Here is a 14448-nt window from a genome sequence, read left to right as displayed (position 1 = left end):
AATGGAGGCCTATCTAACCGCCATGCGGGGCTGACCCCTTCTACGAAGGACGGTGAAATGTGACTTCGCAGTCAGGGGCAGCAGGAACCTTCAGGACGTTTCCAGCAGATGTTCTCGGGCAGTAGCAGCCGGGCAAACCGGCTTGCATTGGTCAGTTGTAAGGCTTGGTGGTCCGGCCTGAATCCTCTGAGAACTCGTAGCGGTAGTTCCACTTAGCTTTGCCGATCCACTCCGAATGCCCATCGGCAAAAGCCACGTTGCCCCCATCCTTGCCATGGTTGTCGTACGGGTTGGGCCAGTTCTCGTGATCCCAGGGATCCGCATGAGGTTCCATCATGTCTATCAGGATAAAGGTCTGGCTGGGACCTGCGACCATGCCCTTGAAGGCGCCTTTTTGATGGGCATACGTCACCACGGAGTTCTGGGTCTTTCTCGGGTAACTCGGGCTGTTGTGCCAGCAACCAAACACTTCGTAGCTGTGGCCTGTGGTGTCATCCTTGTTGGAGGCATTATTGTCCAAGTCTCTTAACTTCTCCAGCACCTGCCCGTTCACCAGGACTGTGTACTTGTTGGTGACCTCCACCTGATTCCTGGTGGTTGGACAGACGAAGGTTCTCGCGTTCCGGATGTAGCTCTGGGAGCTGCCGCCAAACCCGTACAGCCAATTCAGGTCGTCATCGCCTTGCTGGTCAATGGGAGCGTACTTGAGCGTTCCTGTCAGCCGGCGTTTCGAGTCATCCTCCGCGTAGAGTTGACTGCCGATGGCGATTTGCTTGGTGTTGTTGAGACAACTGATCCGCAACGCCTTCTCCTTGGCCCGGGCCAGCGCCGGGAGCAGCAGGGCAGCGAGGATGGCAATAATGGCGATGACGACCAGCAGTTCGATCAGGGTGAACGCCCGAGGCGGCTCCCCCGGCCGCAGAGGCTGGCGCTTAAAACAGAATGCTCTTCTCATGGGACGAGGTTCACTGCGACCGGACGCTTGGGAGCTCACCGGGCGATCCCTATCACGGCGCGGGGATGACCACCTGATAAAACCGGCGCGGGTGGTTGGTTGCCTCAAGGTCCGTCCAGTTGAACACCCCTCCCGTGAAGGTATTGGTGGTCAAGGGCATCCAATTGCTCAGGGGCTCGGCAACATCTGATGTGGCCAGTATCCAGTATGTCTGATCCGCGGGGCCAGTGCCGCTCAACTGGAAGTTGTTGTCGGGCAGTATGGTCGCAGTCGCGATCTGTGGCCTGTTCGAACCCGCCACGCGCAGCGTGCCATCCACCGGCACCGAGGTGGTATCCCAGGAAAGCGGACTGTTCAGCGCGGGCAGTTCGTAGCTGGCGAAGTCGCCGCTGTACGAGGCGGCTTCAAACAGCCGGAAGGCCTCGCCGCCCACCAGTGTGTTTGTCACGGTAACGCGGAGCGTGCCGCCCAGCGCCACGCTGCTCAAGCCGGTCACCCGGTCATGCGCCGATTGGGACACCTGCACGGCGGCAACGGCATTATTGCTGAGGGTCAACGAGTTGTTGATGGTCAGCGTGCCAATCGAGTCTCCGGCGGGGGACAGCGTGCCGCCGACGTTAACCGGGGCGTCCACCAGTCCGGAGCCAGCGAGCGTGCCGGCATTGACGGAGATGCCGGTGCTGCCCGACAAAATGCCGTTGACCACGAGCCGGCCGTTATTGATGTTCACCTTGCCGCTCAGGCTGTTGTTCCCGGAGAGCGTCCAGGTGCCGGCGCCGGACTTTAGCAGCCAAGTGGTGCCGGGATAGCCGGCAGGAGTAATGATATCGCCTTGCCAATCGCAATCACCATTGCCAATCACGCGAAGGATCGTCTGGCCGGAGCCGGCATCCGCAGTGAACGACCCTGTAACCACCAGCACGCCGGCATCACTCTGAAACGTCCAATAGGTGCCTCCGCCAACGCCAGTGATGGGGCCTGCCAGGATGTTGGTGCCGTCCAGATTGATAATTGCCGGCACCTCACCAGCCGCGGACGGCTTCTGCGATACGCTTAGCGGCTTGGAGAGCGTGATGCCACCCGGAAGCTCCAGCGCCGTCGTGGCGCCATTAGCGATGGCAACCACCCCGGTGGTCCCGAGGGCGCCCGAATCGGTGAGATGCAGGATCCCACCATTGATATAGGTCGGACCGGAGTAGTTGTTCGGGGTTGAGGCTGTCAGCTTGTTGACGTTGTACTTGGCGAAACCGCCGGAACCGGTCATGAGCGTCGTCCAGGTCAGGTCGTCGCTGCGATCCAGCCCGACTAAACCGTCGTTGACGATCGTGCTCGCGGCGATGCTGCCGTTCGCGCCACCGTCGCCGATGCGCAATGACCCGTTGGTTCCCACGACCACACTGCCCGGGCCGACCCCACTGCCGTCCGGGTTGGCGAGGACCAGCATCCCTCCGCTAACGATGGTTCCGCCGGCGTAGGTGTTGGCCGCGGTGAATTTCTGTGTGCCGGAGCCGCTCTTAACCACTGCCCCGTCGCCGCTGATGACACCGCCATAAACCCCTCCATTCCCGCTGATGTCCAATGTCCCGGTTCCCAATGAGACACTGCCGCCGCTGGCGCCACCACCCGAGAGGGAACCAATCATCTGGTTCTGGCCGTTCAAATCCAGCGCGGCGCCACCAACGTCGGCCAGCGTGACCGCTGCGGTGGTGGGCAGCCGGTCGGCGCTGCCGGAGAGCAGGACCTTGCCGCCGTTGATCGCCACCGGGCCGGTGAAGTCATTTGTGCCCGTGTTGGAAATGGTCAGCATCGCAGCGCCGATCTTGTTCAAAGCGCCCGGGCCGCTGAGCCGGCCGCTCCCAGTGAAGGTGTAGTTCTTCGACGGGTTGTTGACGGTGACGCTCGAGGGAGAGAGCGTCGTGGTCAGGTTCACGGTGGTCGTGCCGGTGGCGGAGTCATCGAAAAGCGCTTTGTCGCCGGGGACCTCCGGTTCCGAGTAGGTGATCGGCGCGCCGCCGGTAACGGGCACCCAATTGGCGGTGGCGTTGATGTCCCAATCGCCGCCCGCGACGTTCCCGTTCCATTTCGGCGAGGAGTCAGTGGTGATGACGAGATCAACGGTGGAGCTGGCAATATTATTCGAAAGGTAGCCGCCCAGGCGCCCCGGCAGGCTGCCCAACTGCAACGCGTTGAAGCCGTCCCCGAAGATGCCAAACGGGCAACTGATGAGCGGGAACTGCCCCAGCGTCAGCCCGGCGCCCTCGACATTGTTGGTGACTGTGCCGGTGACGCTGAAGTTGGCTACATGCCAAAGGGGCGCGGTTGGGTTGGCTGCCCCGCCGCGGTCAAAAGTGATGCTGGCGTTGTTGATGGCCATGTTCTGCAAGGGCTTGTCAGCCTGGCCGAGGGTGCCGCCCACTTTCAGGCTCCCGCCAGTCAGCCAGATGTAATCACCCGTGCCTCCCCCTTCCACCACGTTACCCTTGACCCACACCGAACCGCCCGGGACCGTCTGGCCGATGTTCAGAACGCCCGTACTGGGGGCGCCGGCATCTATCGTGAGACCCAGGGTAAGGTCCCCGTTAACGGTCAACTGGGCGCCGTTGTCCACGTTCACGGTGCCTTGGCCGGGAGCAAAGGCCGACCGCTGGAAGCCGACATAAAGGGTGTTCACGTCAATGAGGCCATTGGTAAAGGACAGAGTGCCTCTGCCCGCCGCCGACCCGCCTTCGGTCTGGCCACGGCCAACATACATGACATCAACCAGGGCATCCACGGTGCCGTAGGAAAAATCCACTGTGCCTCGGTTGCCGGTTGTCGTTGAGCCGGTGGCATGTTCGCCGATGAGCCATTGGGCCTGGCGGCCGGTGCCGGCATTGTCGCGAAACAGGGCGACAGGATTCTCCATGACGATGTTAGTATTAAATCCGAGCCAGGCGGTGCACTTCTGCCGGCCCACTGTCAGGCCAGCGTCAGAGAAGATTGCGTTGGTCTGGCCCAGGTAAAGCGTGCCATTGCCCGCCTGGGATTGGCCCTGGCCAATAATCAGGTCCGTGGCCGTCGCGCCCCTGAAACAGGAGATGAAGTTGGTCTTCGCCAGCATCACGGTCGCCACCGGCCTTGTGTTCTTGCCGGATCCGGTAGTGTCCCCGATCGAGACGCGGTTGACCGAGGCGTTGAAGGTATCCAGGCCGGACATATCCAGGGTGGCGCGGTGCGTCCCGGAGTTGGCGGAGGTCTGGCGCACGATGAAGTCGCCACCAGGATTCACGACCGACAACGAACCGTTGCCGTAAATGGTCGTGTCGTTGATAGCATCCTTGCCCCAATCTATGACGATGCCGGCACCGACCCAAAACACCTCTGTGAGGCTGCCGGTGATGACCAGGCTGACCCCGGGGTTGATCAGCGTGGTGTGCCCTGGGCCGGCTGGGGCATTCGTGTGCAGCGCGAAAAAGCCCTAGATCGTTTGGTTCTGATCCACAATATTGTCGGGCGTCCCGCCATTGCCAATCCCGCCTGCGACAGCGATGTTTGTGAACACAATGACGTCCTGGCCCGTGAGCGCGCCGCCGTCCCAATTGGCGGCGGTGGACCATTTGTAGTCGCTGCCTCCGTGGATCCAGTTATTGGTTACAGTAGCTGCTCTGGCCACTACGGCCATCAGGCCGACGGTCGCGAGGATGGCGACGATTTTCCTGTTGGAAGCGATGCGTTGCATGATGTTTTTGATCTGTTTTAGGTTGCGGTTGTATCTAACTAAGGGACTACACAAGAATGCACGGGCCACTCATGGGTTGAACTGAACTGACAGGGATATGCTTTTCGCAGCGCTGGCTTCTACGGAGCGCTAGGCGGGTGAGGGAGCATTGGTTTCTACGCTCACCAAGCATGTGCCGATCTTATCGGGAGCCGGCTTGGGCGTCAACACCTGCCTTGCGGGAATCTTGCCGCCCCACTCTTGAGCGAAGGCAGGGCGGTTTCGCCGTAAACCGCCGTCCCCCGGCGCTTTCGGCGAAAGCGTCCTGCCAGACTGAGGGATTACACGGGCGGGGACAATTCACTTGCACGCCGAGGAACGCCTGGAAGCAAGGCGTTACAGAATGGCCCTGATGGCCTTGACCAGGGCGGCGGCTTGTTCCGGGGTGCCAATGGTGAGGCGGAGGTAGTCGCGGACGGAAGGATCGCTGAACCAGCGGACAAGGACCTTGCGATCGCGCAGTTTCTGGAGCCACGCGCGGGCGGCGAACTTCGGCGGGCGGACGAGGATGAAGTTGGTCTGGCTTGGGAAGACTCGGAAGCCGAGCGCCTCCAACTCCCGACTGAGCTGGCTGCGCGTGGCGATGATCTCCCGGAAGTTGGCCCGGTAGTAAGGCAATTGGCCAAGCGTGGCAAGCGCGGCAACCTGGCCCAAACCATTGACGTTGTAGCTGTCCCTGATCTTGTGAAGGGCGGCGATGAGCTCCGCGTGACCAACGAAGTACCCAATGCGCTGGAAGCACAGTGAGTAGGCCTTCGAGAACGTGCGCGCGACCAACACGTTGGGGTATTTGAGAGCGAGCGCCAGGGCGTGCTCGCGCGCAAAGTCCACGTAGGCTTCGTCCAGGACGACGACCCCGAGCTGAGCGCGGCACAGCTCCTCCAACTGCGCGGTGCGGTAGCCGCGGCCGCTCGGCGCGTTCGGGGTGGTGACAAAGCTGAGGGCAGCGCAGAAATCCCATTGGCCGGCGCGCTTCAGGCTGGCAAGGGAGGGAAGCTCGAAATCAGGCCCCAGCGGTGCGGCATTGGATTTCGCACCGTGGATGTCCGCCAGCACCGGATACAGGGAGTAGCTGGGATGGAAGAACTGGACCACCGCCTTGCTGGAGCGGGTCCCCTGCCCCGCTCGCGGTTCGACAAACGCCCGCACGGCCAGGGCCAGCAGTTCATCGGAGCCGTTGCCGACAATGATATTCTCCGGACGACAGCGGTGCAGCCGGGCCAGTTTCTCGCGAAGCGGTTGGGCCGTGGGATTGGGATAGAGCCGCAGCCGCCCGTCCACGGCTGCCCGGGTCGCCGCCAGGACCCCGGGCGAAGGCGGGTACGGATTCTCGTTGGTGTTGAGTTTGATCAGGCCCTTGATCCGGGGCTGTTCGCCGGGCACGTAGGGGTGAAGCTTGCGCACGAGCGGACGAATGAGCGTCTGCGCGCCGCGGCTACCGGATGGGGGTTGGTTCATGTCAGGTGGGAAGCAAATTGCCGGCCGGCTAGAGCCGAACCTCCGCGCTCTTGCCATGCGCGCTTAAGCCCTCCAGTTCGGCAAACTTCCTCACCGCAGGCAATGCTTTGCGAAGGGCGGCACGACTGTATTCCACGAGGCTGGTGCGCCGCTGGAACTGATCAATCGTGAGGCCGGCAAACGAGACCCCTGCGCCGCCCGTGGGCAAGGTGTGGTTGGGGCCGGCGACATAATCGCCCAGCACTGTGGGCGAGTATGGTCCGAGGAAGATTGCTCCCGCGGTGGTCATGCGACGCGAGATCTTCTTCGGGTTGCGCAGCATGAGTTCACAGTGTTCCGGCGCCAGTTGATTCGCCAGAGCTACCGCCTCGTCGAGGGTCTTGACCTGAATAAGCCAGCCGTTGCGGTCGAGCACCTCCGAAACAAGCTGTTGCCGGGCCAGCCTGCCGCCCTGGCGCGTAATCTCCTTTTCGACCGACTTGAGCAGCCTGCCCGAAGTGGTCACCAGCCAGACCCGTTCGTGCCCTGTCCCGTGTTCCGCTTGCGCCAGCATATCCGCGGCAACGAACCTGGGATTGGCGGTGTCGTCAGCGAGGACGAGCAGTTCGCTGGGGCCAGGCAGCAAGTCAATGGCGACGTGACCGAAGACCAGCCGCTTGGCGGCCACCACGTAAGCGTTGCCGGGGCCGAATATCTTCTGCACGCGCCGGATCGTGCTGGTGCCGTAAGCCATTGCCGCAATGGCCTGGGCGCCACCGACCCGATAAATCTCAGTCGCCCCCGCCGCGCGCGCCGCGAACAGGAGCGCAGGGTTGATGTTCCCATCTCTGCCGCAGGGGGTGCACACGACGATCTCGGGGCAGCCGGCCACCTTGGCCAGCGTGACCGTCATCAGGGCGGTCGAGACCAGCGGAGCAGTGCCGCCGGGAATGTAGATGCCCACGCGCTGGAAAGGGTCGAACTTCTCGCCGACGGCCGCGCCGTGCGAGTTTCGGGTCTGCCAATCCCTGCGCCGGGATCTCCGGGCGAAGGCGGCAATGTTTCCCCCCGCCTCGTCCACCGCCGCCCGCAGGGATGCATCCGCTTTGAGTGAAGCCGCCACCAGTTCGGCCCGCGTAACAGGCAGTTGTTCCACGCCCAGGTTGGCGCCATCGTATCGCGCGGTGAGTTCCAGCAACGCCTCATCGCCGCGCACCCGGACCTCGTCAAGAATGGCGCGCGTCCGCTGCTCGATCCCGGCGTCAAACAAGCTGGAGGCGGCGGTCAAGGCGCGCACCTGGTCAGCGAAGTCGGCGTCGGTGTAGCGAGTGATCTTCATGTGCGCCGAAGCTAGAGTATGAGCCGGACATTGTCAAAAATGCACTCTCAACTTGTTGCGTCGGCCCACTTCCTGTACAGTGCGCTCATGAGGAACCCAATTATCGTGGCGCTGGATGTTGCGACGGCTGAAGCGGCGCTGAAATTGGCGGAGCAGCTCGTGCCGGTTTCCGGCGGGTTCAAGGTCGGCAACGAACTGTTCACTATCGCGGGACCCGAGATCGTGCGGCGACTCCGCGGCATGGGCGCGCCGGTGTTCCTCGACCTCAAGTATCACGACATCCCCAACACCGTAGGCCGGGCGGTAGCCGCCGCGGTCCAGTTGGACGTGCAGATGCTCACGGTGCACACCAGTGGCGGAATCGAGATGCTCAAAGCCGCGGAGAAGGCCGCCCAGGAGAGCGCGTGGCAACTGGGCCACACGCCTCCGCTCGTGCTCGGGGTCACGGTCCTGACCAGTTTGGATAGCGGCGCTTTAAGCCAGATCGGTCTTGATCCCAACGTCAACCGCCAGGTGCGGCGCCTGGCCAACATGGCCAACCAGGCCGGACTGCGGGGCCTGGTGTGCTCGCCGCGGGAGGTGGCCGATCTGCGGCAAATGCTGCCGGCCAGCACGCAACTGGTCATCCCCGGCATCCGATCCCACGCCGTCACCGCCGACGACCAGAGGCGAACGCTCAGCCCGCGAGACGCGCTCGCCCAGGGCGCGAACTGGCTGGTGATTGGCCGGCCGATTTACGCCGCCGAGGATCCGCGCGCCGCGGCGGAGAAAATCCTCAAAGAGATTACCGAATAGGCCGGGAACTATTAACGTCAACCCCAATACAATCAAATCGGCAGTCTTGAGCCCAGTTATGAAGAATCCTTACCTGCAACTTTCCCGCCGGGAGATGCTTAGGCGGTTGGTTCAAACCACAACCGGCGTGGCAGTGGCAGGGAACTGCGCCCCGCTGTTTGCGGCCCCGGCGAAGCGGCGATTCAAGATCGGCGCTTGTGATTGGTCCATCGGCAAGATGGCCGACCCGGCGGCTTTTGAGGTCGCGAAGGAGATCGGCCTCGACGGGGTGCAAGTCAGCCTCGGCACCGCGGCGAACGACATGCACCTGCGAAAGGCGGAGGTGCAGCAGCAGTACAAGGAAGCGGCGAAGCGGACCGCTGTGGAAGTCGCCTCCCTGGCCATCGGCGAGTTGAACAACACTCCCTACAAGAGCGATCCGCGCACCGTCCAGTGGGTGAGCGACAGTATTGATGTCTGCAAGGCACTCGGGGTGCGCGTGGTGCTGCTGGCCTTCTTCAGCAAAGGCGATTTGCGCGACGACGCGGCGGGGGTTGATGAAGTGGTGCGGCGGCTCAAGGCAGTCGCCCCCAAGGCGGAGAGAGCGCGCGTCATTCTGGGCATCGAAAGCTGGCTCAGCGCCGAGCAGCACCTCGATATCCTGGACCGTGTGGGGTCGAAGGCGGTGCAGGTCTATTACGACGTGTGCAACTCGACCGACCGCGGCTACGACATCTACCAGGAGATTCGCAAGCTGGGCAAACGCATCTGCGAGCTGCACGCGAAGGAGAACGGCTCCTTGCTGGGCCAGGGCAAGGTGGATTTTCAGAAGGTGCGAGCCGCGCTGGACGACATCGGCTACCGCGGGTGGGTGCAAATCGAAGGGGCGGTTCCCGCCGGCAAGCCGATGCTTGAAAGCTACCAGGCCAACTGCAAGTTCCTGCGCGGCGTCCTGGCGTAGAGGCACACTCGGCCCCACTCAGTTGCGCAAGAGTTCGTCCCGGTCCTCCTGGCTGACAAACACCAGTTCCGCACAATGCGGGCCGCATCGCACCAACGCGGCGGGTTTCGGCACCAAGGCCAAAAGCTCATCATCGTTGATCTCACGCGCCCGCGCACCCGCGTGGGCAGTGAGCACGACGCTGTCAGTCGGCACAGATGCAACAAGCCTGGCGGGGGAAAGCGGCATCGTCACTACCCAGGCCGCCGGCGGCAGGGGTCGTGTGCGAACGATTGAGTAGGGCTTGGCCTGCAAAGTTGTCGGCCTTTGACCGAAAGGGGCTTGATGCCAAACCAGGAATCCTAACGCGAGCAGCACTGCCAGTGCGGGGAGGGCTGCCCGGACCAGGCGAACGCGCCGGCGGCGCCGAGCCAGACACAAGGTCTCGTTGAGCAAGCCGTCGCGGAAGTCCGCAGCGACGCCCTCACCGAGAACGTCGGCCAGCAATCGCTCGTTGTGCCCGGGATTATTCATGCTTCAGCCCATCCAGCAGGACGACCTTGAGTCTCTGGCGGATGCGAACCAACCGAGACTCGACGGCCTTCTCGGAGAGGTTGAGATCCGCGGCGATCTCGCGGACGGAGCGGCGCTCGAAGTACTTCGCTTCAACCAGCTTCCGCTCATCGAAAGGCAGTGCGCCCAAGCTGTCTTCGAGCAGGTCGTCCAGTCTGGCCTCGGCCTCCGGATCACCCGGCGCCGACTGCTGCACGCGGGCGTGCCAGGTGAACCGGTCCAGGAAGGCGAGGTAGCGCCGTCGCTTGCGGGCCTGGTCGCTGAGGGCGCTTCGGGCCAGGACCGTGAGCCAACTCCAGAAGACGGCGTCGCTGGGAAAGACCTTGATGTGTCGAACAATGCGAACCAGGGTGGATTGCAGCGCCTCCCGCGTGGCGTCCTCGTCACCGGCGGTGACGACCAGGAGGTAGCGCCACAAGCGATTGAAGTAGGCGTCATAGAAAGCGCGATATGCCGGTTCGTCCCCGGCAGCCATGCGGCGCGTCAAGTTGGCGACGTTCAACGGCGTCGGCGGGTCTTCGGCCGGCGAAATGGCGCAGGCGCTGGTTTGATGCGCTTGAAGGCTCAAGTTGGTCCATCGCGCGCTGGCTCGGTGCGGTCACTGTCCGGACTTCGGCCTCTCCGGTAATTTGGCCGGAGTCCCAATCGGAGGCGTCGTCCTCGGCCGTGGCGGTTGGAATCCGCCTCCTCCGAATCCCCCGCCGCCCATACCATCCATCGGCGACTCTAACGCCCTGAGCACAGCGTCAATGATTTCCAGCTTGCTCGGTTCGCCGACGGCGATCAACAGCTTTGTGTCCTTGTGAAAGTTAATCGTGGGCCGGGATTTTTCCCCTAGCATCTCCCAGCCGGTTTCAATCGCCGTGGTGAGGTCATCCACGGTGGTGCCACGGTCCAAGTACGGCGTTAGCGAGTAAAAGCGGCAGACTTTGGCCGAGGAGTAGGCTGGCGGCGGGACCGGCTTTTCGGCGTAGAAATACCAAATCGTTTCGTCAGAGAGCGTCCCTTCGGACCCCTGCCGGAAGCCGCTCCTGGTATTCATTGTTTGGTAGCTGGTCGGGGCACCTGCATAGCCGCCGCTGGTGACTACCGCTTCGCTCTTGCGGGAAGCGGACTCCAGAGCGGCGAACAACTGGGAGACATCCACGCTGTTCATCTTGAGCGCGGGCAGTTTGGTGTCGGCAAGCTCGTCGGGAATGATCGCATTCAACGGTCGCCCCATCGCTTTCTGTATGGCGGCGACCAGCGCTTTGGGCGTGCCGCCGGGAAAATCGAGGTCGAACTTGGTCAGGCTCGGTTCGGCCGCCGGTGTGGCACTGGCGCGCTCAATAATGTTCTGAAGGCGCGCGCTGAACCCGGACGCGGCGGGTGCCGGCGCTGGCGCCGCGGGGGGCGATGGCGGCGCCGGCACTGCGGGTGCGGATGGTTGGGCACGGGCTGATGTCAGGGCAAGCGCCGTGAGACAGATTATGGAGCAACAGGTAGTTTTCATATCAGTGATGGTTACGTTAATCGTCTTTACCCAGAGACACGACGCTCCCCGCCAAATCCTTCGCCGGCAGTAGCGAAATCCGCCGGACGGTTACATGACTTCTGCGATAAGCGGCTGGGCGGCAGGCGGCGGCTCGGTGATGTCGAATGCCTTCTCCAGCAGGGCGCTAGCCGCCTCCGCCTGTGCCTGGTCGGCGGCATGGATGCGCGCCAGCACGCCGCCAGCCTGGATGGCCTCCCCGGGTTTGACAATAGCGTCCACCCCCACGTCGTAGTTAATGGACGACTCTTTGGTGAAGCGCCCTCCACCCAGGTCACGCACCGCCTCGCCAATGATGCGAGCGTCGCAACGTGAGACAAAGCCTGAGGCCGGCGCCTTCAATTCCATCACCACCGGCGCGGTGTGATCCAGGGGCAGCTTCCGGTGGAAGGCGGCGAGATCCGCGCCTTGAGCGACGATCATCTCGTTCCATTTCTCGAGTGGTTTGCCCGAGGCAAGGCAGTCCGCCGCCTGCTTCAGGGCGGCATCGGGGGTTTTGGCTTTGCCGGTTTGGACCAGCAGATGCGCAGCGCAAGCGAGCACCAGTTCACGGAGGTCGTCAGGTCCCCGGCCCTCCAGACATTGGACGGATTCTTTCACCTCCAGCCAGTTGCCGGCGGAGCGGCCGATCGGGGTATGCATGTTCGTAAGCAGCGCGCGGGTGACGACCCCGGCTTCGTTGGCCAGGGCCACCAACGCTCGCGCCAGCTCACGCGCCTTTTCCAGGGTGGGCATGAAGGCCGCCACGCCGCACATCACGGTCAGCACCAGGGCTTCCAGGCTCTCGGCCAGCTTCTTCGAAAGGATGGAGGCGACGATGAGCGGGATAGAGGGAACGGTGGCGGTCGCGTCGCGCAGGGCGTAGAGGGCTTTGTCGGCCGGAACCATGCGGGCGGTCTGGCCGCAGATAACGCAGCCGACGGTTTGGACGATATCAACAATGCGCTCGGTCGGAGGCAGGCTGCGGAAGCCGGGAATGGAGTCGAGCTTGTCGAGCGTGCCGCCGGTGATGCCGAGCCCCCGGCCGGAGATCATGGGCACACGAAAGCCCAGGCACGCGAGCAGCGGGGCGAGCGGCAGCGAGACCTTGTCCCCTACCCCGCCGGTGGAATGTTTGTCCACCAACGGGCGCGGATCCTTGGGGAAACGCAGCACGTCGCCGGAGTCCCGCATGGCCAGGGTGAGGGCCTTGGTCTCGGTGGTGCTCAAGCCGCGAAAGTAAACAGCCATGAGGAACGCCGCTACCTGGTAATCCGGAATCTCGCCGGCCGTGTAGTCGGCGATGAATGCATTGATCTGGGCGGGCTCCAGGCTATGCCCTTCTCGTTTCGCTTCGATGAGGGGAAGGAAGTTCACCCGCTGAACGTGACAAACACGCGCCGGAAGGCAATCCCTAATTCAGGGAAATGAGACGCCAGTTCTCTCCCTATCGGGGGAGGCGATCCCATTTGATTCCCGCGTGGGCTGCGGCTTGCGGATCAAGTTCCTTCAGATCGTTGGTTGCACCCATCCGGACATGTTCGTCCGGATCGTTCAGCAATCTAGCCACGTAGGGAATTGCTTGCTTGCGCTGCTCCGGAAACTGTGCGCCCCATTCGGTCAGGAAATGGGCGGCTTCGCCGCGCACATCCGCGAATCGGTTGGTCAGTCCCTTCATTAAACAAGGTATAGCATCCGCGCCCGCACCCAGCGTAGCGATCATCGCCCGCAGAGCCACATCTCGATTCTCGCGGTCTATCAGAGCGGCCAGGGTGGGCAAGGCGGGTTTGGCTTGGTCGCCCAGCACCATCAAAGCCGTGGCGGCCTCCATGCTGACTTCGTAGTCATCGAGATTGAATACCGGGTCCTTGTAGGTGAGGCGCGCCAGTAGCGCAGGAACCACGTTCGTCCCCATTTGCCGCAGTGCGGTGAGTGCGTTTGTGGAAAGCTCCCAGCCCTCCTTTCGCATGGCTAACCACTCTCCCAAAGTTTTGCCCTGATAGACTGGCTCGTTGGGGATTCGCACATTCAGACCGGCCTTCTCTCTTTGCTTCTGCAGCATCTGCCGCATTGTCCTAAGCGCCTGGCGGGCGATTTCAGGATCGGGGTCCGTGGCGGCGAATTTGAGAGCTTCGGCGATTCCCGGAGTCTCGACCGCGTAGGTCCCGGCCACATTGAGCGCTATCGGCCGCCTGCCGGCATCGGCTGAGCGCAATTCGGCCAGCGTCATCTTCAAGGCCAGCTCCGGGGCGATGGATTTCAACTCCTTTAAGGCTGTGCCCATGGTGGGCGGCCTTCCGTTCACCACCGCATTGCTTAGAATTGGGAGTGCCCTGACGGGGCTAATCACCGCCAGCGCTTTCAACGCCGCCCTGCACTGGCCATCCCTGCCCGCTATCACCAGGTTGGTAAGCGTGGAGAAGGCGCTCAAAGCGTTGGTGCCGAAGCCGGACAGACCGCCTGCCGCCCTGGAGGCAACACCATCGTCAGAATCGTGCAGCACAGATGTCAGAAGCGGAACAGCCAACTCCGGAGCCTCAGTTTGATACCCGATGGCCTCAACGGTGGCGAACCGCACACCCGGCTCGACATCATTCAACAGGGGCCTTATCCGGTTAACGTAAACCTCGACGTCATCGGTCGCTGAGGCCAACGCCGCCACGCTCCGCTGCCTGACTTGCCAATTCTTGTTCGTGAGACATTGAAGCAAGGCGCCTTCCGCGGCTTTGCCGATAGAGTCCAGGCATCGGACGGCAACAAAGTCCAGTTCCTTGTCGTCAAGCAGTTTGGTCAGTTCTCCAACCGCGGCGGCACAATTTGTGCCCAGCACTTCGAATCCGGCAATGCCCTGCAACTGGCAGTCTAGTGCTGAACGCAAGCCTGGGAACCCTAGCCGGTACCTTTCGGCCTTCTCGATTGTCCAGGCACGGATCGGAGTGTCCCTGGTCTTGACCAGGCTTACCAGCGTCGGCAAAGCCTTTCGTGCTCCAATGGCGCGGACGGCTGCTTCGGCCTCGGCGAGCCGTTGGGTTTCCATTAGCGGAGTGTCGGAACATTGCTGCAACCAACTGCTCAGCGTCCTCCCCCGGTATCTGGGTTCCGCCGTCAACGAGGCTAGCAATGCAGTCAAACCCAGTGCCAGGACGACCGCAGCCACACCAAT

At 62.7% G+C, this 14448-nt stretch carries 12 protein-coding genes; 2 read left to right on the top strand and 10 right to left on the bottom strand.

The window, feature by feature from the left end; translation table 11 throughout:
• Positions 1-151 precede the first annotated feature (151 nt).
• The 5 genes from P5205_07230 to hisD all read right to left on the bottom strand — a co-directional run bounded on the left by P5205_07230 (position 152) and on the right by hisD (position 7488).
• Positions 152-955, bottom strand: a complete 804-nt coding sequence (locus P5205_07230) for a prepilin-type N-terminal cleavage/methylation domain-containing protein (GenBank protein HSA10150.1) — start codon at positions 953-955, stop codon at positions 152-154.
• 52 nt (positions 956-1007) lie between these two features.
• Positions 1008-4313, bottom strand: coding sequence for an autotransporter-associated beta strand repeat-containing protein (locus P5205_07225; GenBank protein HSA10149.1), 3306 nt, complete (start codon positions 4311-4313; stop codon positions 1008-1010).
• Positions 4314-4412: 99 nt separating this feature from the next.
• Positions 4413-4673: a hypothetical protein gene (locus tag P5205_07220; protein HSA10148.1), complete on the bottom strand. Its 261-nt coding sequence runs from the start codon at positions 4671-4673 to the stop codon at positions 4413-4415.
• A gap of 375 nt (positions 4674-5048) precedes the next feature.
• On the bottom strand, positions 5049-6170 hold the full coding sequence (gene hisC, locus P5205_07215) for a histidinol-phosphate transaminase (GenBank protein HSA10147.1): 1122 nt from the start codon (positions 6168-6170) through the stop codon (positions 5049-5051).
• Between the two features lie 28 nt (positions 6171-6198).
• Complete coding sequence (gene hisD, locus P5205_07210; protein ID HSA10146.1) at positions 6199-7488, bottom strand: histidinol dehydrogenase; 1290 nt, start codon at positions 7486-7488, stop codon at positions 6199-6201.
• A gap of 87 nt (positions 7489-7575) precedes the next feature.
• Here hisD and pyrF point away from each other — a divergent pair, with 87 nt between their 5' ends.
• Entirely contained in the window at positions 7576-8283 is a 708-nt protein-coding gene (gene pyrF / locus P5205_07205; protein HSA10145.1) for an orotidine-5'-phosphate decarboxylase, read from the top strand.
• Positions 8284-8341: 58 nt separating this feature from the next.
• Complete coding sequence (locus tag P5205_07200; protein HSA10144.1) at positions 8342-9223, top strand: sugar phosphate isomerase/epimerase family protein; 882 nt, start codon at positions 8342-8344, stop codon at positions 9221-9223.
• 18 nt (positions 9224-9241) lie between these two features.
• On the opposite strand, the gene P5205_07195 is transcribed toward P5205_07200, so the two are convergent.
• From P5205_07195 to P5205_07175, 5 genes are all read right to left on the bottom strand, one after another.
• Positions 9242-9736, bottom strand: a complete 495-nt coding sequence (locus P5205_07195) for a hypothetical protein (GenBank protein ID HSA10143.1) — start codon at positions 9734-9736, stop codon at positions 9242-9244.
• Positions 9729-10343: a sigma-70 family RNA polymerase sigma factor gene (locus tag P5205_07190; GenBank protein ID HSA10142.1), complete on the bottom strand. Its 615-nt coding sequence runs from the start codon at positions 10341-10343 to the stop codon at positions 9729-9731. Before P5205_07190 ends, P5205_07195 begins: the two co-directional genes overlap by 8 nt.
• 30 nt (positions 10344-10373) lie before the next feature.
• Positions 10374-11267, bottom strand: coding sequence for a hypothetical protein (locus tag P5205_07185; GenBank protein ID HSA10141.1), 894 nt, complete (start codon positions 11265-11267; stop codon positions 10374-10376).
• Between the two features lie 90 nt (positions 11268-11357).
• Positions 11358-12662 carry a thymidine phosphorylase gene (locus P5205_07180; protein HSA10140.1) on the bottom strand — a complete coding sequence of 435 codons (1305 nt, stop codon included), beginning with the start codon at positions 12660-12662 and terminating at the stop codon, positions 11358-11360.
• A 70-nt stretch (positions 12663-12732) separates the two neighbouring features.
• A complete protein-coding gene (locus P5205_07175; GenBank protein HSA10139.1) occupies positions 12733-14322 on the bottom strand; it encodes a HEAT repeat domain-containing protein in 1590 nt (529 codons plus the stop codon).
• Positions 14323-14448 lie beyond the last annotated feature (126 nt).

The organism is Candidatus Paceibacterota bacterium (assembly GCA_035452965.1).
In the GTDB taxonomy this organism is placed as follows: Bacteria; Verrucomicrobiota; Verrucomicrobiia; order Limisphaerales; family UBA8199; genus UBA8199.
Note: the sequence above shows the minus strand (reverse complement) of the source record. Positions and strands in the feature narration are given on the sequence as shown.